Origin of the sequence: Enterobacter sp. ECC-219 (genome assembly GCF_043966805.1) — a bacterium.
GTDB classification, from domain to species: Bacteria; Pseudomonadota; Gammaproteobacteria; order Enterobacterales; family Enterobacteriaceae; genus Enterobacter; species Enterobacter cloacae_N.
Genome location: NZ_CP143680.1, coordinates 3,645,370 through 3,664,819 on the forward strand (window position 1 = coordinate 3,645,370; position 19,450 = coordinate 3,664,819).

20 protein-coding genes are annotated in these 19,450 nt (G+C 55.8%); 9 read left to right on the forward strand and 11 right to left on the reverse strand.

Features of this window, described 5'->3' with window-relative positions:
• Positions 1-64: 64 nt before the first annotated feature.
• On the reverse strand, positions 65-1,540 hold the full coding sequence (gene zwf, locus V1603_RS17305; protein ID WP_116339100.1) for a glucose-6-phosphate dehydrogenase: 1,476 nt from the start codon (positions 1,538-1,540) through the stop codon (positions 65-67).
• 358 nt (positions 1,541-1,898) lie between these two features.
• Here zwf and V1603_RS17310 point away from each other — a divergent pair, with 358 nt between their 5' ends.
• Together V1603_RS17310 and pyk are read left to right on the forward strand one after the other, a co-directional pair.
• Positions 1,899-2,768, forward strand: a complete 870-nt coding sequence (locus tag V1603_RS17310) for a MurR/RpiR family transcriptional regulator (protein WP_028013615.1) — start codon at positions 1,899-1,901, stop codon at positions 2,766-2,768.
• 139 nt (positions 2,769-2,907) lie between these two features.
• A complete protein-coding gene (pyk, locus tag V1603_RS17315; protein WP_116339098.1) occupies positions 2,908-4,350 on the forward strand; it encodes a pyruvate kinase in 1,443 nt (480 codons plus the stop codon).
• A 43-nt stretch (positions 4,351-4,393) separates the two neighbouring features.
• Here pyk and lpxM read toward each other — a convergent pair whose 3' ends face one another.
• The 3 genes from lpxM to znuA form a co-directional block, all read right to left on the reverse strand.
• Positions 4,394-5,365: a lauroyl-Kdo(2)-lipid IV(A) myristoyltransferase gene (gene lpxM / locus V1603_RS17320; protein WP_163329870.1), complete on the reverse strand. Its 972-nt coding sequence runs from the start codon at positions 5,363-5,365 to the stop codon at positions 4,394-4,396.
• 119 nt (positions 5,366-5,484) lie between these two features.
• Complete coding sequence (gene mepM / locus V1603_RS17325; RefSeq protein WP_116339096.1) at positions 5,485-6,804, reverse strand: murein DD-endopeptidase MepM; 1,320 nt, start codon at positions 6,802-6,804, stop codon at positions 5,485-5,487.
• 15 nt (positions 6,805-6,819) lie between these two features.
• Positions 6,820-7,764: a zinc ABC transporter substrate-binding protein ZnuA gene (gene znuA / locus V1603_RS17330; protein WP_162874936.1), complete on the reverse strand. Its 945-nt coding sequence runs from the start codon at positions 7,762-7,764 to the stop codon at positions 6,820-6,822.
• Positions 7,765-7,841: 77 nt separating this feature from the next.
• Here znuA and znuC point away from each other — a divergent pair, with 77 nt between their 5' ends.
• Positions 7,842-8,597, forward strand: a complete 756-nt coding sequence (znuC, locus tag V1603_RS17335) for a zinc ABC transporter ATP-binding protein ZnuC (RefSeq protein ID WP_014884314.1) — start codon at positions 7,842-7,844, stop codon at positions 8,595-8,597.
• A complete protein-coding gene (gene znuB / locus V1603_RS17340; RefSeq protein WP_116339092.1) occupies positions 8,594-9,382 on the forward strand; it encodes a zinc ABC transporter permease subunit ZnuB in 789 nt (262 codons plus the stop codon). The genes znuC and znuB overlap by 4 nt, the downstream gene beginning before the upstream one ends.
• 141 nt (positions 9,383-9,523) lie before the next feature.
• Here znuB and V1603_RS17345 read toward each other — a convergent pair whose 3' ends face one another.
• From V1603_RS17345 to aspS, 7 genes are all read right to left on the reverse strand, one after another.
• Positions 9,524-9,979, reverse strand: coding sequence for a hypothetical protein (locus V1603_RS17345; RefSeq protein ID WP_166711569.1), 456 nt, complete (start codon positions 9,977-9,979; stop codon positions 9,524-9,526).
• A 198-nt stretch (positions 9,980-10,177) separates the two neighbouring features.
• Positions 10,178-11,188, reverse strand: coding sequence for a Holliday junction branch migration DNA helicase RuvB (gene ruvB, locus V1603_RS17350; protein WP_025756924.1), 1,011 nt, complete (start codon positions 11,186-11,188; stop codon positions 10,178-10,180).
• Positions 11,189-11,196: 8 nt separating this feature from the next.
• On the reverse strand, positions 11,197-11,811 hold the full coding sequence (gene ruvA / locus V1603_RS17355) for a Holliday junction branch migration protein RuvA (RefSeq protein ID WP_163329867.1): 615 nt from the start codon (positions 11,809-11,811) through the stop codon (positions 11,197-11,199).
• 80 nt (positions 11,812-11,891) lie between these two features.
• Positions 11,892-12,413 (reverse strand): crossover junction endodeoxyribonuclease RuvC, encoded by a 522-nt coding sequence (gene ruvC / locus V1603_RS17360; RefSeq protein ID WP_003859749.1) that lies wholly within the window; start codon positions 12,411-12,413, stop codon positions 11,892-11,894.
• A 34-nt stretch (positions 12,414-12,447) separates the two neighbouring features.
• A complete protein-coding gene (locus V1603_RS17365; protein WP_003859747.1) occupies positions 12,448-13,188 on the reverse strand; it encodes a YebC/PmpR family DNA-binding transcriptional regulator in 741 nt (246 codons plus the stop codon).
• 27 nt (positions 13,189-13,215) lie between these two features.
• Positions 13,216-13,659: a dihydroneopterin triphosphate diphosphatase gene (gene nudB, locus V1603_RS17370; protein WP_061097872.1), complete on the reverse strand. Its 444-nt coding sequence runs from the start codon at positions 13,657-13,659 to the stop codon at positions 13,216-13,218.
• A 1-nt stretch (position 13,660) separates the two neighbouring features.
• A complete protein-coding gene (gene aspS / locus V1603_RS17375; protein WP_061097871.1) occupies positions 13,661-15,433 on the reverse strand; it encodes an aspartate--tRNA ligase in 1,773 nt (590 codons plus the stop codon).
• A 264-nt stretch (positions 15,434-15,697) separates the two neighbouring features.
• On the opposite strand from aspS, the gene V1603_RS17380 reads away from it, so the two are divergent.
• From V1603_RS17380 to cmoB, 5 genes are read left to right on the forward strand one after another with little or no spacing between them, the layout of a single operon-like run.
• Complete coding sequence (locus V1603_RS17380; protein WP_166711571.1) at positions 15,698-16,264, forward strand: hydrolase; 567 nt, start codon at positions 15,698-15,700, stop codon at positions 16,262-16,264.
• A complete protein-coding gene (locus tag V1603_RS17385) occupies positions 16,261-17,079 on the forward strand; it encodes a DUF72 domain-containing protein (RefSeq protein ID WP_395313012.1) in 819 nt (272 codons plus the stop codon). Before V1603_RS17380 ends, V1603_RS17385 begins: the two co-directional genes overlap by 4 nt.
• 51 nt (positions 17,080-17,130) lie before the next feature.
• The gene (locus V1603_RS17390; protein WP_116339083.1) at positions 17,131-17,526 is read left to right on the forward strand and encodes an MAPEG family protein; all 396 of its coding nucleotides are present in this window, start codon (positions 17,131-17,133) and stop codon (positions 17,524-17,526) included.
• A gap of 40 nt (positions 17,527-17,566) precedes the next feature.
• Positions 17,567-18,310, forward strand: a complete 744-nt coding sequence (gene cmoA / locus V1603_RS17395; protein ID WP_163329865.1) for a carboxy-S-adenosyl-L-methionine synthase CmoA — start codon at positions 17,567-17,569, stop codon at positions 18,308-18,310.
• Entirely contained in the window at positions 18,307-19,278 is a 972-nt protein-coding gene (cmoB, locus tag V1603_RS17400) for a tRNA 5-methoxyuridine(34)/uridine 5-oxyacetic acid(34) synthase CmoB (protein WP_116339079.1), read from the forward strand. Before cmoA ends, cmoB begins: the two co-directional genes overlap by 4 nt.
• The last annotated feature ends 172 nt before the right edge of the window (positions 19,279-19,450 follow it).

A 19,450-nucleotide genomic window follows, 5' to 3' on the forward strand; every position in this document is an offset into this window, starting at 1 on the left:
TGTGCCACGAGCTGTGTTAGATCATGTTACCGGTAAAATAACACTTTTGGGCTAGTGGATAATCCTACTCAAACTCGTTCCAGGAGCGACCATCGCGGGTGATCATCGCCACCGACGCGACCGGCCCCCAGGTACCCGCCTGATACGGTTTTGGTGCATCCTGATCGGCAGCCCAGGCTTCGGTGATGGAGTCGACCCATTTCCACGCCTCTTCCACTTCGTCGCGACGTACGAACAGCGCCTGGATACCGCGCATGGTTTCCAGCAGCAGACGCTCGTAGGCATCCGCCAGGTGCGTCTGGTTGAACGTTTCGGAGTAGCTCAGATCCAGCTTGGTGGTCTGCAGGTTGTGCTTATGATCCAGGCCCGGTACTTTGTTGAGGATCTGGATATCCACCCCTTCGTCCGGCTGCAGACGAATGGTCAGCTTATTCTGGGGCAGCTCCTGCCAGGACTCTTTGAACAGGTTCAGCTCAGGGTTTTTGAAGTAGACGACAACTTCGGAACATTTCGTCGGCAGACGTTTACCGGTACGCAGGTAGAACGGAACGCCCGCCCAGCGCCAGTCGTCGATATCCACGCGGATCGCCACAAAGGTCTCGGTGTTGCTGGTCTTGTTCGCGCCCTCTTCTTCCAGATAGCCCGGCACTTTTTTGCCTTGCGCAAACCCGGCGGTGTACTGGCCGCGCACGGTCTTCTCGCGCACGTTGGAACGATCGATGCGGCGCAGCGACTTCAGCACTTTAACTTTGGCGTCGCGGATGCTGTCAGCCGTCAGGTCAGACGGTGGAGACATGGCAATCATGCACAGAATTTGCAGCAGGTGGTTCTGGATCATGTCGCGCATCTGGCCGGCCTGGTCAAAGTAACCCCAGCGACCTTCAATCCCCACCTCTTCCGCCACGGTAATCTCCACGTGGTCGATGGTGCGGTTGTCCCAGTTGTTCACAAAGAGGGAGTTAGCGAAGCGCAGCGCCAGCAGGTTCAGTACCGTCTCTTTACCAAGATAGTGGTCGATACGGTAGACCTGGCACTCTTCAAAGAACTCGCCTACCTGGTCGTTGATTTCACGCGAGGTCGCCAGCGACGTACCCAGCGGCTTCTCCATCACCACGCGCGCCGGCTTGGCGTTCAGCTTCGCTTCGCCCAAACCTTTGCAGATAGCGCCAAAGGTGCTTGGCGGCATGGCGAAATAGTTAATGGTGACACGGTTTTTCTGATCCAGCATGGCACCCAGACGGGAAAACGCGCTAACGTCATTGACGTCCAGGTTGCAGAAATCGAGACGACCGCTCAGGGTATCCCACAAACTTTCATCAATTTTTTCCTTCATGAAAGTTTCGAGCGCCTCGCGGACGACTTTGGTATAAGCGTCCTTGTCCCAGTCGGCGCGCCCTACACCCAGGATACGCGTATCCGGATGAATTTGGCCCGCTTTCTCCAGTTGATACAGGGAAGGCAGCAATTTTCGGCGTGCAAGATCGCCTTTCGCGCCGAAAATGACCAGGTCACATGCCTGGGCTGTTTGCGTTACCGCCATGTCATTCTCCTCAGTTGGATCACCTGGTGCTTCTGCCAGGTATCGTTGTAATTTTATTACAATGCACTGTACTGCTTTTACGTCATTCCCGAAACCATTAGCGCTTATCGTCTCGTGCGATACGGCGATTTTTCGCCATTCAGCCAATTACGGCGACGTAATGACGCAACAGCCGTCGATAATTTGCGCAACAGGGTCATAGCAAAACCCGACATCGATCAAGTAATGAAAAAAAACAACAACATTATCTTGTCGACTGTTACCCTTTATGGAAGCCACAGGGGTAATATCGGCTAATCGAATCAAGATTTCATCAATGCGTGAAATCGTTTCCACCCCCACGAGCGCCTTGTTAACAATGAACATGCTTGAAAAAATCCAGTATCAACTGGAACACCTTAGCAAATCCGAGCGAAAAGTGGCTGAAGTCATTCTGGCCGCGCCCGCTCAGGCAATTCATTCAAGCATCGCCGCTCTGGCTCAGGAAGCTGGCGTCAGTGAACCGACGGTCAACCGCTTCTGCCGTAGTCTGGAAACGCGCGGCTTTCCTGATTTTAAACTGCATCTAGCACAAAGTCTGGCGAACGGCACACCCTATGTTAATCGTAATGTGGATGAAGACGACAGCGTAGATGCCTACACGGCGAAAATATTTGAGTCGGCCATGGCCACGCTCGATCACGTTCGCCAAAGTCTGGATATGAGTTCAGTGAACCGCGCGGTGGATTTACTCACCCAGGCCAAGCGAATTGCGTTCTTCGGACTTGGCTCGTCAGCCGCCGTGGCGCACGACGCCATGAATAAATTCTTCCGCTTTAACGTACCGGTTATTTATTCCGATGACATTGTGCTGCAACGCATGAGCTGTATGAATTGCAGTGAGGATGACGTCGTGGTACTGATTTCGCACACTGGCCGCACCAAAAGCCAGGTTGAGCTAGCGCAGCTGGCCCGTGAAAACGATGCCATGGTGATCGCCCTCACCACCGCCGGCACGCCGCTGGCGCGCGAGGCGACGCTCGCCATTACGCTGGATGTCCCTGAGGATACCGACATGTATATGCCGATGGTGTCCCGTCTGGCGCAGCTCACGGTAATCGACGTGCTGGCGACCGGTTTTACCTTACGCCGGGGCGCAAAATTCCGGGATAACTTGAAGCGAGTCAAGGAAGCGCTGAAGGAATCGCGTTTTGATAAAGAATTGCTTATAAAGAGCGATGTTCCCTGAAGTAGATAACGAAGACGTAACCAATAATTACGATGTAATGATTTTCGGCATTCGGTCCCCTCTTTGCTGCCTTGCGGCAGATGAAGGCCGATTCTATGTTCACGCAACACCAAAGTTGTTTCAGTCAACGGAGTATTACATGTCCAGAAGGCTTCGCAGAACCAAGATCGTAACCACCTTAGGCCCGGCCACCGATCGCGATAATAATCTCGAAAAAATTATCGCCGCTGGCGCCAACGTGGTGCGTATGAACTTTTCTCACGGTACGCCAGAAGACCATAAATTGCGTGCCGATAAAGTGCGTGAGATCGCCGCTAAGCTGGGCCGCCACGTCGCAATCCTCGGCGACCTGCAGGGTCCAAAAATTCGTGTATCAACCTTTAAAGAAGGTAAAGTTTTCCTCAATATCGGCGACAAATTCCTGCTGGATGCCAACCTCGGCAAAGGCGAAGGCGACAAAGAGAGAGTCGGGATCGACTATAAAGGCCTGCCGGCTGACGTGGTGCCTGGCGATATCCTGCTACTCGACGACGGTCGCGTCCAGCTGAAGGTTCTGGAAGTTCAGGGGATGAAGGTGTTCACCGAAGTCACCGTCGGCGGCCCGCTCTCCAACAATAAAGGCATCAACAAACTGGGCGGCGGCCTCTCTGCGGAAGCCCTGACCGAGAAAGACAAAGCGGACATCGTAACCGCGGCCCAGATCGGCGTTGACTACCTGGCGGTCTCTTTCCCACGCTGTGGCGAAGATCTGAACTATGCGCGCCGCCTGGCCCGCGACGCAGGCTGTGATGCCAAAATCGTCGCTAAGGTTGAACGCGCGGAAGCTGTGTGCGATCAGGATGCCATGGACGATGTGATCCTTGCCTCTGACGTGGTGATGGTTGCCCGTGGCGATCTGGGCGTGGAAATCGGCGACCCTGAGCTGGTCGGTATCCAGAAAGCGCTGATTCGTCGCGCACGTCAGCTGAACCGCGCGGTGATCACCGCCACCCAGATGATGGAATCCATGATCACCAACCCAATGCCAACCCGTGCGGAAGTCATGGACGTGGCTAACGCCGTGCTGGACGGGACCGATGCGGTCATGCTCTCTGCGGAAACCGCGGCGGGCCAGTATCCGGCAGAAACCGTGGCCGCAATGGCGCGCGTCTGCCTGGGCGCGGAGAAGATCCCAAGCATTAACGTCTCCAAGCACCGTCTGGATATCCAGTTCGACAATGTGGAAGAAGCGATTGCAATGTCCGCCATGTACGCCGCCAACCATCTGAAAGGCGTTACGGCGATCATCACCATGACCGAATCTGGCCGCACCGCGCTGATGACCTCTCGCATCAGCTCCGGCCTGCCGATCTTCGCCATGTCACGTCACGAGCGTACGCTGAACCTGACGGCGCTCTACCGCGGTGTGACGCCGGTACATTTCGACAGCACCAATGACGGCGTAGCTGCCGCGCACGATGCCGTAAACCTGCTGCGCGATAAAGGTTACCTGGTGTCCGGTGATATCGTCATCGTGACCCAGGGTGACGTGATGAGCACCATCGGCTCAACCAACACCACTCGCGTACTGACCGTAGAGTAAGATCTGATCCCCTCTCCCCTATGGGGAGAGGGGTGACTGTATTTTATTTCCTCGGGTACAGCTCTTTACGCTTATAGGGTTCCGTCTCTCCCGGCTTCCGCGTTTTCAGCAGCTTCAGTATCCACGTGTACTGTTCGGTATGCGGCCCCACCAGCAGTTCCACCTCTTCATTCATACGACGTGCGATGGTGCGATCGTCCGCAGTCAGCAAATCGTCCATCGGCGGACGGACTTCAATGCTCAGACGATGCGTTTTACCGTCGTAAACCGGGAAGAGCGGGATCACGCGAGCGCGACAGACCTTCATCAGGCGGCCAATCGCGGGGAGCGTTGCTTTGTAGGTAGCGAAGAAGTCGACAAACTCGCTATGCTCGGGTCCGTGGTCCTGATCCGGCAGATAGTAGCCCCAGTACCCCTGACGTACGGACTGAATAAACGGCTTAATACCATCGTTTCGCGCATGCAAACGTCCGCCAAAACGACGGCGTACGGTATTCCAGACAAAATCGTAGATTTTATTGCCCTGGTTATGGAACATGGCCGCCATCTTTTGGCCCTGAGAGGCCATCAGCATCGCCGGAATGTCGACGCCCCAACCGTGAGGAACGAGGAAAATCACCTTTTCGTCATTGCGACGCATTTCGTCGATGATTTCCAGCCCTTTCCAGTCAACGCGCTCGATGATTTTTTCCGGACCTTTCAGAGCCAGCTCCGCCATCATCGCCATGGCCTGCGGTGCGGTGGTGTACATCGCATCGATGATGGCCTCGCGCTCGGCATCGCTTTTTTCAGGAAAACAGTAATAGAGGTTGATCTGCGCACGACGACGCGCGCTTTTACCTATACGTCCGGCCAGACGGCCAATTTTCCCCAGAACAGGATCGCGCAGCGCGGCAGGCAGCATAGCGATGCCCGCAAAGGTGTAAACCCCCAGCCAGGCGCCCCAGTTGCGCGGGTGGCGAAAGGATTTTTCAAACTCAGGAATGTATTCAATATTATTTTTTTTTGTTTCCATGCTGGTTCCAGGGTCTGGTGACGCAAAAAATTATTCAGATAGTGTAGCGAGGCAGTCGCCCACGCACAAAAGAAAAAGCCGGTGCATACTGACACCGGCTTTTTTCACACAACAAAGGCTTAGTTTAAGCTCAGCTGCGGTATCACCTCTTTCGCCTGCGCCAGGTAATCGGAGCGATCTTTACCTGTCAGGCCTTCGGTGCGCGGCAGTTTCGCCGTCAGCGGGTTCACGGCTTGCTGGTTGATCCACACTTCATAGTGCAGGTGTGGGCCGGTAGAGCGTCCGGTGTTGCCGGAAAGCGCGATACGGTCGCCGCGTTTCACTTTCTGGCCCGGTTTGACCAGAAGTTTACGCAGGTGCATATAGCGGGTGGTATAGGTACGACCGTGACGGATAGCCACGTAGTAACCCGCTGCACCGCTGCGTTTTGCCATCACCACTTCGCCATCGCCCACCGACAGCACGGGCGTACCCTGCGGCATCGCGAAGTCTACCCCGCGGTGTGGCGCAACGCGCCCGGTAACCGGGTTCAGACGACGCGGGTTGAAGTTAGAAGAGACACGGAACTGTTTCGCCGTCGGGAAACGCAGGAAGCCCTTCGCAAGTCCCGTACCGCTGCGGTCATAGAACTTGCCGTCTTCAGCGCGAATAGCGTAGTAATCTTTGCCTTCAGAGCGCAAACGCACGCCCAGCAGCTGGCTTTGCTCGCGCTTGCCGTCCAGCATTTCGCGGGACATCAGGACGGAGAACTCATCGCCTTTCTTCAGCTTGCGGAAGTCCATCTGCCACTGCATGGCTTTGATCACCGCGCTGATTTCAGCGCTGGTCAGGCCGGCATCACGGGCGCTGGAAACAAAGCTTCCGCCCACAGTGCCTTTCATCACGCTGTTCACCCAGTCGCCCTTCTGCAGTTCACTGGTCATTTTGAAACCGTTTGCAGTGCGATCGTAGGTGCGGGTTTCGCGGCGGGACATTTCCCAGGTTAAACGCTGGAGATCACCATCCGCCGTTAAGGTCCAGGAGAGCTGTTGCCCGATTTTCAGGTTACGCAGGTCTTTATCCGCAGCCGCCAGCTGGCTGATATTGCCCATGTCGATACCGTACTGGTTGAGCACACTGCTCAGCGTGTCACCGGTAGAGACAACGTATTCGTGGATCCCCGCTTCGTTCTCGGTTTTATCGTCCAGCTCATCCTGCGGGATGGCTTCATCCTCCTGAGCGGCCTGGTCGATAGGCTCGCTGGCTTCAGGCAGCAAAGAACGAATTTCGCTCTTTTCAAGCTCGATGGTCTTAATGATAGGGGCAGAACTCGGGTGGTAAACATAGGGCCGCCAGACGGCGACCGCTAAAGTGAGAACTGTAAGCGACCCCAGCATAACGCGGTGGGGTCGAGGCAGATTGTTAAATGCCAGGGCGACAGAGCGGGCTATCTGTTGCACGTATTCACTTCCTCGTTAATCTCCTTTCAGGCAGCTCGCATACTGGTTCGCCAGTTGGCTGAGGAACTGCGAATAGCTCGCTTTGCTCAACTGGATGTTCGTACCTAGCGGGTCAAGGGTTCCCATGCGCACGGATGTTCCCCTGGCCACGGCTTCTACGACCGCTGGCCTGAACTGTGGCTCAGCAAAAACGCACGTTGCTTTTTGCTCAACCAGCTGTGTTCTGATTTCATGTAAACGCTGCGCACCAGGTTGAATTTCAGGGTTGACGGTAAAGTGCCCAAGCGGGGTCAAACCATAGTGTTTTTCGTAGTAGCCGTAGGCGTCATGAAAAACGAAATACCCTTTTCCTTTCAACGGTGCGAGCTCATTACCCACCTGCTTATCGGTTGCGGCTAATTGTGCCTCAAAATCCTTCAGGTTGGCGTCTAGTTTGGCTCGACTTTGCGGCATAAGTTCCACTAATTTGTCATGGATTGCAACCGCTGAAAGCCGCGCTATCTCTGGGGAAAGCCAGAGATGCATGTTGTACTCGCCGTGATGGTGATCGCCATCACCTTTTTCACCCTCTGCAGCGTGATGATCGTGTTCGTCACCGTCGTCATCCGCCCCTTTCATTAGCAACGGTTTCACGCCGGAAAGCCCGGCAATCGCGACCTGTTTTTCGCCTGGAATCTGTTTGGCCGATTTCTGCATAAACGCTTCCATCTCCGGACCAATCCAGACAACTAAGTCCGCGTTTTGCAAGCGTTTTACATCTGACGGGCGTAAGGAATAGTCATGCTCGGATGCACCATCCGGGAGCAGAACCTGGGTTTCCGTTACGCCATCGGCAATGGCCGATGCGATGAATCCAAGCGGTTTTAGCGAAGCGACAACGGCAGCGTTAACATCTTGTGCGGTTGTTCCCCAAAGGGCAGCGGATAATGCTGCGAAAAGAAGCGTATTTTTATGTAACATAATGCGACTAGTCATCGTAGTGAATGCGTGGAATGTGATATTATAACATCCGTTGACTTCTTCAAGCTTAAATTGACATGACGACACTGGTTTCTCTCGATAATATTTCGGTCTCATTCGGCCAGCGCCGCGTCCTCTCAGACGTATCGCTGGATCTCAAGCCCGGCAAAATTTTAACGCTGCTCGGCCCTAATGGCGCTGGTAAATCCACTCTGGTACGTGTGGTGCTGGGTCTGGTAACACCGGACGAAGGTGTGATTACGCGCGAGGAAAAATTGCGGATCGGCTACGTGCCGCAAAAATTACACCTGGACGCCACCCTGCCGCTGACGGTAAGTCGCTTTCTGCGCCTGCGCCCCGGCACGCGTAAAGCCGATATTCTCCCGGCGCTGAAACGCGTGCAGGCGGGCCATCTTATCGACGCACCGCTGCAAAAGCTGTCCGGCGGTGAGACGCAGCGCGTTTTGCTGGCCCGTGCGCTGCTGAGCAGCCCGCAGCTGCTGGTGCTTGATGAGCCAACCCAGGGTGTGGACGTTAATGGTCAGGTCGCGCTTTATGATTTGATCGACCAGCTGCGCCGCGAACTGAACTGCGCCGTGCTGATGGTCTCCCACGATCTCCATCTTGTGATGGCGAAAACGGACGAAGTGCTGTGCCTTAACCATCATATTTGCTGCTCCGGCACACCTGAAGTGGTCTCGATGCACCCGGAATTTATCTCCATGTTTGGCCCTCGCGGCGCTGAACAGCTGGGTATTTACCGTCATCATCATAATCACCGCCATGATTTACAGGGACGAATTGTCCTGCGCCGGGGAAATGGACACTCATGATTGAACTATTACTGCCCGGCTGGCTGGCCGGGATTATGCTTGCCTGCGCCGCGGGTCCACTCGGCTCGTTTGTGGTATGGCGCAGAATGTCCTATTTCGGGGATACCCTCGCGCACGCCTCCCTGCTGGGCGTGGCTTTTGGTTTACTGCTGGACGTTAATCCCTTCTACGCGGTGATTGTTGTCACCCTGCTGCTGGCAGCCGGGCTGGTCTGGCTGGAGAAACGTCCTCACCTCGCCATTGATACGCTGCTTGGCATCATGGCCCACAGCGCGCTCTCGCTGGGTCTGGTGGTGGTAAGCCTGATGTCGAATATCCGAGTCGACCTGATGGCCTATCTGTTTGGCGATCTGCTTGCCGTGACGCCGGAAGATTTAATTTCCATCGCCATCGGGGTGGTGGTGGTACTCGGTATTCTGCTCTGGCAGTGGCGTAACCTGCTGGCAATGACCGTCAGCCCGGACCTGGCCTTCGTCGACGGCGTGAAGCTGCAGCGGGTTAAGCTGCTGCTGATGCTGGTGACGGCATTAACCATCGGCGTGGCGATGAAGTTTGTCGGGGCGCTGATTATTACGTCGCTGCTGATTATCCCTGCCGCCACGGCACGTCGTTTTGCCCGCACGCCGGAGCAGATGGCCGGCGTGGCCGTGATTATCGGGATGATTGCGGTAACGGGCGGGTTAACCTTTTCGGCATTCTATGACACGCCTGCGGGGCCGTCGGTGGTGTTGTGTGCGGCGGTGTTGTTTATTTTTAGTATGATGAAAAAACAACCGAATGCCTGAATAAGCGATTACCACCACCACAGAGGGTGGCGTTTCGCTTCATGTGCTGTGATCAACTCATGGCGAAACTTCCACCCGCAGGAGTGCGCCCATGTCGGGCGCACACGTAAATAAGCACCGATGAAATTATCGGTGCTTATTTTATTTATTGGTACAAGTTGCTAAATACAATTTGGCGCCAGGGACGTTTATACCGCCTTCAATATCAAGACATTTCTCATGACCATCATAATCAGCTGTTATCATCTGTCCGTTAACATGGTTCCAATGAGGCGCGGAAGTGTCATTTTGGACTAAATAGATTTTATTATCTATTGGCCCGAATGCATAATATGGATGTTCATCCAGTATCAGAGTCCCACCAAGAGCGAAATTGGCCTCACGTATATTCTGCATATCTGGATTAGAACCACACTCTTCCATCGTCGCCTGCTCCAGGCCAACGCCAGTCATACACAGTTTTTGTCCGTTACTGGTATTTTCAAGTCTCTGATCTACCATTTTCCATGTTTGGGTTCCTGAAATAGCGGCATTCGCTACGCCAGATATAGCCGCCATAGTCAGAGCGGCAATAGATATTGCCTTCATTAATTTCATTTTGTTATTCCTGATAGGGTAAATAAAATTCATTTATAAGCTTGGGTATCGCTATAAATTCATAGTAGATAAAATGAGTGAATTATCTCAAATGATATGGATGATAAATTTATCCAAAATAATATTGATGGGAAAATCGGATGAGGTGAATAATCGGTCAGCGTCGCAGGCGGAATTTAACATCCCGCCTGCTCATCGTTACGGCATTGCCGGTGGGGTGATACCAAAATGATTCCAAGCCCGCACCGTCGCCATTCGGCCACGCGGCGTGCGCTGCAGAAAGCCCTGCTGGATCAGATACGGCTCCAGCACATCTTCAATCGTCTCACGCTCTTCTCCGATCGCCGCCGCCAGGTTATCCAGGCCAACCGGGCCACCAAAGAACTTATCCAGCACCGCCAGCAGCAGCTTGCGGTCCATATAGTCAAAGCCTTCGGCATCGACGTTAAGCATATCCAGCGCCTGGGCGGCAATCTCTGCCGAAATGGTGCCATCATGCTTCACTTCGGCAAAGTCACGCACGCGGCGCAGCAGGCGATTGGCAATACGCGGCGTCCCGCGCGAACGCTTCGCCACTTCAAAAGCGCCCTCTTCGCTCATATCCAGCCCCATATAGCGCGCGCTACGGCCAACGATATGCTGCAGGTCCGGCACCTGATAAAACTCCAGACGCTGAACGATACCGAAGCGGTCGCGCAGCGGAGAGGTTAACGACCCGGCACGGGTCGTTGCGCCAATCAGGGTAAACGGAGGGAGATCGATTTTGATAGAGCGCGCGGCCGGGCCTTCGCCAATCATGATATCCAGCTGATAATCTTCCATCGCCGGATAGAGCACCTCTTCCACTACCGGAGACAGGCGATGGATTTCGTCGATAAACAGCACGTCATGCGGTTCAAGGTTGGTCAGCATTGCCGCCAGATCGCCCGCTTTCTCCAGCACCGGGCCGGAGGTGGTGCGCAGATTAACGCCCATTTCGTTGGCGACGATATTCGCCAGGGTGGTTTTCCCTAACCCCGGCGGGCCAAAAATCAGCAGGTGATCGAGTGCATCGCCGCGCAGCTTTGCCGCCTGGATGAAAATCTCCATCTGGGAACGTACCTGCGGCTGGCCGATATACTCATCAAGCAGCTTAGGGCGGATCGCGCGATCCACCACGTCTTCTGCCTGAAGGGTGCCTGCCGATACCAGGCGATCTGCTTCAATCATCCTTTACCTCACAATGCAGCGCGCAGCGCTTCACGAATCAGGGTTTCACTGCTGGCATCCGGTTTGGCAATTTTGCTCACCATGCGGCTGGCCTCCTGAGGTTTATAGCCCAGCGCCACCAGCGCGGCAACCGCTTCCTGCTCGGCGTCATCATCAGAGGCAGGCGCGCCCGGGGAGGTCAGAACCAAATCGGCCGCCGGGGTGAACAGATCGCCGTGCAGACCTTTAAAGCGGTCTTTCATTTCGACTATCAAACGCTCGGCGGTTTTCTTACCGATGCCCGGAAGCTTAATCAGCGCCGCAGGATCTTCGCGCTCAACGGCATTCACAAACTGCTGGGCTGACATACCGGACAAAATCGCCAGCGCCAGCTTCGGCCCGACGCCGTTGGTTTTAATCAGCTCGCGGAACAGGGTGCGTTCCTGCTTGTTGTTGAAGCCGTAGAGCAGCTGAGCATCTTCACGCACCACAAACTGAGTAAAGACAACCGCCTCTTTGCCCGCGTCCGGCAGCTCGTAGAAGCAGGTCATCGGCATATGGACTTCATAGCCCACGCCACCCACTTCCAGCAGCACTAACGGGGGTTGTTTTTCAATGATGATGCCTCTGAGTCTGCCTATCACGTGACGCTCCTGCGTTCTGGAAGAAATTAACTGCCGACATAATAAAAAAAGGCTGGATAAACATCCAGCCTGATTTCTGATTATCGTAACCTGCCTCGCGCCAGGTTGAGCCGCGACTCGCTCATCTGCATCGCGTTCTGGCTGACGTGGCAGTGGGTAATCGCAATCGCCAGCGCATCGGCTGCGTCGGCCTGCGGGTTCGCGGGAAGCTTCAGCAGGGTACGCACCATGTGCTGCACCTGGCTTTTCTCCGCGCTACCAATCCCCACTACCGTCTGCTTAACCTGACGCGCGGCGTACTCGAACACCGGCAAATCCTGGTTTACGGCAGCGACGATGGCGACACCGCGCGCCTGACCCAGCTTTAGCGCTGAATCGGCGTTTTTCGCCATAAAGACCTGCTCGATGGCGAAATAGTCCGGCTGAAATTGGGTGATGATCTCCGACACGCCCGCGTAGATGAGCTTCAGGCGCGACGGCAGATCGTCCACTTTAGTACGAATACAGCCACTGCCGAGGTAGGTTAGCTGGCGTCCCACCTGACGGATAACGCCATAGCCGGTGACGCGCGAGCCGGGGTCAATCCCGAGGATAATCGACATCACGCGTCTCCCGTAAACGGTTTACAGGCTCTCATCAGAGAGTCGCTGCAACCTCATCAGAGATTTCACCGTTGTGGTACACTTCCTGCACGTCGTCGCAGTCTTCGAGCATGTCGATCAGACGCAGCAGTTTCGGTGCGGTTTCCGCATCCATGTCCGCTTTGGTAGACGGGATCATTGAGACTTCAGCGTTGTCCGCTTTCAGGCCCGCGGCTTCCAGCGCATCGCGCACGGCGCCCATCTCTTCCCAGGCGGTGTAAACGTCAATGGCGCCATCATCGTAGGTCACCACGTCTTCCGCACCCGCTTCCAGCGCCGCTTCCATGATCGCATCTTCGTCGCCTTTCTCGAAGGAGATGACGCCTTTTTTGCTGAACAGGTAAGCTACAGAACCGTCAGTGCCCAGGTTGCCACCGGTTTTGGTGAACGCATGGCGCACTTCCGCAACGGTACGGTTACGGTTGTCGGACAGACACTCAACCATCACCGCAGTACCGCCAGGGCCGTAACCTTCATAAATGATGGTTTCCATGTTCGCGTCTTCATCACCGCCGACGCCACGTGCGATAGCACGGTTCAGGGTGTCACGCGTCATGTTGTTAGACAGCGCTTTATCCACCGCCGCGCGCAGACGCGGGTTAGAAGCTGGATCGCCGCCGCCCAGACGCGCCGCAGTCACCAGCTCGCGAATAATTTTGGTAAAGATCTTACCGCGCTTGGCATCCTGTGCCGCTTTGCGGTGCTTGGTGTTGGCCCACTTACTATGACCTGCCATAAAAAGTTCTCCAAAAATCGCGCCTTCTCAGGCCGCGTTAATTACAAATTCTTCAATCGCCTGCCGGTTGCTCCACGACTTGGTCAGCGCGGCGGCATCCGCCGCATCTACCCAGCGGTAGTTCAGGTGTTCGGTAAACACGATCTCCCGCTCATGGGGGAGCGCGAGACAGAACCACGACTCCGTATTGCGCTCAATGCCCGGCGCATAGCGATGACGTAAATGGCTAAAAATTTCAAACTCCACCGTGCGCTGACAGTCCTTCAGGGTCAGTTGCTCATGAGCAACATCAATGGTGACCTCTTCCTTTACTTCACGCGCGGCGGCCTGCGGCGCGGTCTCCCCCTCTTCCAGGCTGCCGGTAACCGACTGCCAGAAATCAGGATCGTCACGCCGCTGCAACATCAGCACCCGCTTCGTGTCTTCTGCATAAATGACCACCAGGACAGAAACGGGAAGCTTATATGCCATATCAGTTTTTCTCTTCCTTCTTCACCACTTCAATGCCCAGCTCGGCCAGCGCAGCCGGGTTGGCAAAGCTTGGCGCTTCGGTCATCAGACACGCTGCGGCAGTGGTTTTCGGGAAGGCAATAACATCACGAATGTTATCGGTGCCGGTCAGCAGCATGGTCAGACGGTCGAGACCGAAGGCCAGGCCCGCGTGCGGCGGCGTGCCGTATTTCAGGGCGTCCAGCAGGAAGCCGAACTTCTCGCGCTGTTCCTGCTCGTTAATGCCCAGAATGCCGAACACGGTCTGCTGCATGTCACCGCTGTGAATACGCACGGAACCGCCGCCCACTTCGTAGCCGTTGATAACCATGTCGTAGGCATTCGCAACCGCGTCTTCCGGAGCCGCTTTCAGCTCTGCCGCCGTCATGTCTTTCGGCGAGGTGAACGGGTGGTGCATCGCGGTCAGGCCGCCTTCACCGTCGTCTTCAAACATTGGGAAGTCGATAACCCACAGCGGCGCCCATTTAGTTTCGTCGGTCAGGTTCAGGTCTTTGCCGAGCTTCAGACGCAGCGCGCCCATCGCATCCGCAACGACTTTCTTGTTGTCTGCGCCGAAGAAGATCATGTCGCCATCCTGCGCGCCGGTGCGCTCAAGGATCGCTTCCACGATGTCCGCGTTCAGGAACTTCGCCACCGGGCTGGTGATCCCTTCCAGACCTTTCGCACGCTCGGTCACTTTAATATAGGCCAGACCTTTCGCGCCGTAGATCTTAATAAAGTTGCCGTAGTCATCAATCTGCTTACGGCTCAGCGCCGCACCGCCCGGTACGCGCAGGGCCGCCACGCGGCCTTTCGGATCGTTAGCCGGGCCCGCGAATACCGCGAACTCAACGGCTTTCACCAGATCAGCCACGTCCACCAGCTCCATCGGGTTACGCAGGTCTGGTTTGTCCGAGCCGTAGCGACGTTCCGCTTCGGCGAAGGTCATAATCGGGAAATCGCCCAGCTCAACGCCTTTCACGTCGTTCCAGAGGCTACGCACCAGCGCTTCCATCACCTCACGCACCTGTTCGGCGGTCATGAAGGAGGTTTCCACGTCGATCTGGGTAAATTCGGGCTGACGGTCAGCGCGCAGGTCTTCGTCGCGGAAGCACTTAACGATTTGATAGTAGCGATCGAAGCCGGACATCATCAGCAGCTGTTTGAACAGCTGCGGTGACTGCGGCAGCGCGTAGAATTTGCCTTTATGAACGCGGGATGGCACCAGGTAATCGCGCGCGCCTTCCGGCGTGGCTTTGGTCAGCATCGGGGTTTCGATATCGAGGAAACCGTGGTCATCCATAAAGCGACGCACCAGGCTGGTAATTTTCGCACGGGTTTTCAGGCGCTGGGCCATTTCCGGACGACGCAGATCCAGGTAGCGGTATTTCAGACGCGCTTCTTCAGTGTTGACGTGGTTGGAATCCAGCGGCAGCGCTTCGGCACGGTTGATGATAACCAGATCGGACGCCAGCACTTCGATGGCCCCCGTCGCCATGTCTGCGTTAACGTTTTTCTCGTCACGCGCCCGCACGGTGCCGGTGACCTGAATGCAGAACTCATTACGCAGCTCGGAGGCCAGCTTCAGCGCTTCGGCGCGATCCGGGTCGAAGAACACCTGAACGATACCTTCACGGTCGCGCATATCGATGAAGATAAGGCTACCAAGATCACGACGACGGTTGACCCAACCACACAGGGTAACCTGCTGTCCGACGTGGGACTGACGCAGCTGCCCGCAATATTCTGTACGCATGAGATATCCCTTAATTAGCCGCAGGCTAAATGTCGCCTGGTATGCAGGCTACTATGTCGCAGCTTTCTGTATGTCACAACTGGATGAAAAAAGGCGGCTATTATACTGGAAATTCCGCCGGACGATAAGAGCGAACCACCGCCAGACGGTCGTTTGCTGCACTCTTATTGCGCATTCTCACAAAAATTAACAAAATTATCCGACCGATAACAGGTCATCACGTCGTAAGGTGTTACGGAAGTGATTAATTTACCTGGAGTGACGATGTTAACACTTGATGCCCGCAAAACCGCGCTTGTGGTGATTGATTTACAGGAAGGGATCCTCCCCTTTGCCGGTGGCCCGCACGCTGCGGATGATGTGGTCAGCCGCGCCGCTCGCCTGGCCGAGAAATGCCGCGCCAGCGGTGCCCCTGTAGTCATGGTGCGCGTCGGCTGGTCCGCTGATTTCGCCGAGGCGTTAAAACAGCCCGTTGATGCCCAGGCGCCCGCGCATGCCCTGCCGGATAACTGGTGGACGTACCCGGTGTCGCTGGGCAAACGCGACAGCGATATCGAAGTGACAAAACGTCAGTGGGGCGCCTTCTACGGGACCGATCTGGAGCTGCAGCTCCGCCGTCGCGGTATCGACACCATTATTCTGTGCGGCATTTCCACCAACATCGGCGTGGAATCGACCGCCCGTAACGCCTGGGAGCTGGGCTTTAACCTGGTGATTGCCGAAGATGCCTGCAGCGCGGCCTCCGCAGAACAGCATCGGGGCAGCATGACCCACATCTTCCCGCGCATCGGACGCGTGCGCAGTACGGATGAGATTTTAAGCGCGCTATGATGTACGTGGGCCTTCCCCAGTGGTCGCACCCGAAATGGGTGCGCCTGGGCATCACCAGCCTTGAAGAGTATGCCCGACACTTCAACTGCGTCGAGGGTAATACCACCCTGTATGCGCTTCCCAAAGCCGAGATTGTCGAACGCTGGCGAGAGCAAACGACCGACGATTTCCGTTTCTGTTTTAAGTTTCCGGCGACCATTTCCCACCAGGCCGCGCTGCGAAACTGCGGGGACTTAACGGAAGAGTTTTTCGCGCGCATGTCGCCGCTGGCGAACCGCATTGGGCAATACTGGCTCCAGCTTCCCGCCACGTTTGCCCCGCGCGACCTGCCTGCGCTCTGGCAGTTCCTGGATGCCCTGCCCGGTGAATTCACCTATGGCGTGGAAGTCCGACACCAGGACTTCTTTGCGAAGGGCGAAGCAGAAAGAGCACTCAACCGCGGCCTGCTTGAACGTTCCGTTAACCGGGTGATCCTCGATAGCCGCCCGGTGCACAGCGCGGTACCGCATAACGAGGCGATCGTTGAAGCTCAGCGTAAAAAACCGAAAGTACCGGTCCACGCCATCGTGACCGCGCAGAATCCGATGGTTCGGTTCATCGGCAGCGATAACATGGAGCAAAATCAGGCGATGTTCGCCGTCTGGCTGCAAAAACTCGCAAACTGGGAACACACCACCACGCCGTACCTCTTTTTACACACGCCGGATATCGCTCAGGCGCCCGAACTGGTCGATGCTCTGTGGCAGGCCTTGCAGGCTGTGGTGCCGTCCGTGGGCATCGCGCCGTCCATCCCACAACAATCTTCTCTTTTCTGATATCACCCCCTATCATAGTGAAGTGCCATCTGCCAAAAACAGGGAGTTAGTATGGTCAGCGCGCTGTATGCGGTGTTAGGTGCATTACTGCTGATTAAATTTTCATTTGATGTTGTGCGCCTGAGAATGCAGTACCGCGTCTCTTATGGCGACGGCGGTTTCTCCGAACTGCAAAGCGCTATCCGCATTCACGGTAATGCGGTTGAATATATTCCCGTGGCCCTCATCCTGCTGCTGTTTATGGAGATGAATGGCGCGGAAACCTGGATGGTGCATATTTGCGGTCTGCTGCTGATAGCTGGCCGGCTCATGCACTATTATGGCTTTCACCACCGCTTATTCCGCTGGCGTCGTTCCGGCATGAGCGCGACATGGTGTTCGCTTTTGCTGATGGTGCTGGCTAACCTGTGGTATATGCCGTGGGAGTTGGTTTTCTCCCTCCGTTAGCGCACAATACGCCACTTTATTTTTCCCGGATTTTTACGTTATGTCAGATCGCGACACGCTTTTTTCCGCGCCTATCGCCAGCCTGGGCGACTGGACCTTCGATGAACGGGTAGCCGAAGTCTTCCCGGATATGATCCAGCGCTCTGTTCCCGGTTATTCCAATATTATCTCTATGATCGGCATGCTGGCTGAGCGCTTCGTTCAACCCGGCACGCAGGTCTACGACCTGGGCTGCTCGCTCGGCGCGGCAACGCTGTCGGTACGTCGTAACGTTCATCACGAAGGCTGCCGCATCATTGCCGTGGATAACTCCCCGGCCATGGTGGAGCGCTGCCGTCGCCATATTGACGCGTATAAAGCCCCCGTACCGGTGGACGTGGTGGAAGGCGATATCCGTGAGATCGAGATTAACAACGCCTCGATGGTGGTACTGAATTTTACCCTGCAGTTCCTGGTGCCTGAAGACCGTCAGCTACTGCTGGACAAAATTTATCAGGGGCTGAATCCCGGCGGCGCGCTGGTGCTTTCTGAGAAATTCAGCTTTGAGGATGCCAAAGTAGGCGAGCTGCTGTTCAACATGCACCACGATTTCAAACGGGCGAACGGCTACAGCGAGCTGGAGATCAGCCAGAAGCGCAGCATGCTGGAAAACGTGATGCTGACGGACTCCGTGGAAACCCACAAAGCGCGCCTGCAGAAAGCCGGGTTTGAGCACAGCGAACTGTGGTTCCAGTGCTTTAACTTTGGTTCGCTGGTGGCGCTGAAAGCGGGAGATGCGGCATGATTGAATTCAGCAACTTCTATCAGCTGATTGCTAAAAACCATCTTTCCCACTGGCTGGAGACCCTGCCGGCGCAGATTGCCGCCTGGCAGCGCGATCAGCAGCACGGCCTGTTAAAGCAGTGGTCAAATGCCGTGGAGTATCTGCCGGAACTGACGCCGCATCGACTGGATCTTCTGCACAGCGTAACCGCCGAGAGCGAAGAGCCGCTCCCGGCCGGGCAGATCAACCGCATCGAAACGCTGATGCGTAATTTAATGCCGTGGCGCAAAGGGCCATTCTCGCTGTACGGCGTGAACATTAATACCGAGTGGCGCTCAGACTGGAAGTGGGATCGCGTACTGCCGCACCTTTCCGACCTGACCGGGCGCACCATCCTGGACGTAGGCTGCGGCAGCGGTTACCACATGTGGCGCATGATTGGCGCGGGAGCCCATCTGGCGGTCGGCATCGACCCGATGCAGCTCTTCCTGTGCCAGTTTGAGGCGGTGCGAAAACTGCTCGGCAACGACCAGCGCGCGCACCTGCTGCCGCTGGGTATAGAACAGCTGCCGGCCCTGAAAGCCTTTGATACCGTTTTTTCCATGGGCGTGCTGTATCACCGTCGTTCCCCGCTTGAACACCTGTGGCAGCTCAAAGATCAGCTGGTCAGCGGCGGCGAGCTGGTGCTGGAAACGCTGGTGATCGAAGGTGATGAACATGCCGTTCTGGTGCCGGGCGATCGCTACGCGCAGATGCGCAACGTTTACTTCATCCCGTCCGCACTGGCGCTGAAAAACTGGCTGGAGAAGTGCGGATTTGTGGATGTGCGCATTGCCGATGTTTGCGTGACGTCTATCGAAGAGCAGCGCCGCACCGACTGGATGATCACCGAATCGCTGGAGCAGTTCCTCGACCCGACCGACCACAGCAAAACCATCGAAGGTTATCCGGCCCCGATGCGTGCGGTGTTGATTGCGACCAAGCCGTAGCCTTTTAGCCGGGTGGTGGCTACGCCTTACCCGGCCTACTCGTAGCACTTTTTCTCCAAAATAGTTCAAGTTGCAGCAAGGCGGCAACGCAGCGAATCCCCGGGAGCTTACATCAGTAGGTGACCGGGGTGAGCGAGGCGGCCAACGCAGTTGCGGCTTGAAATATGAAGGA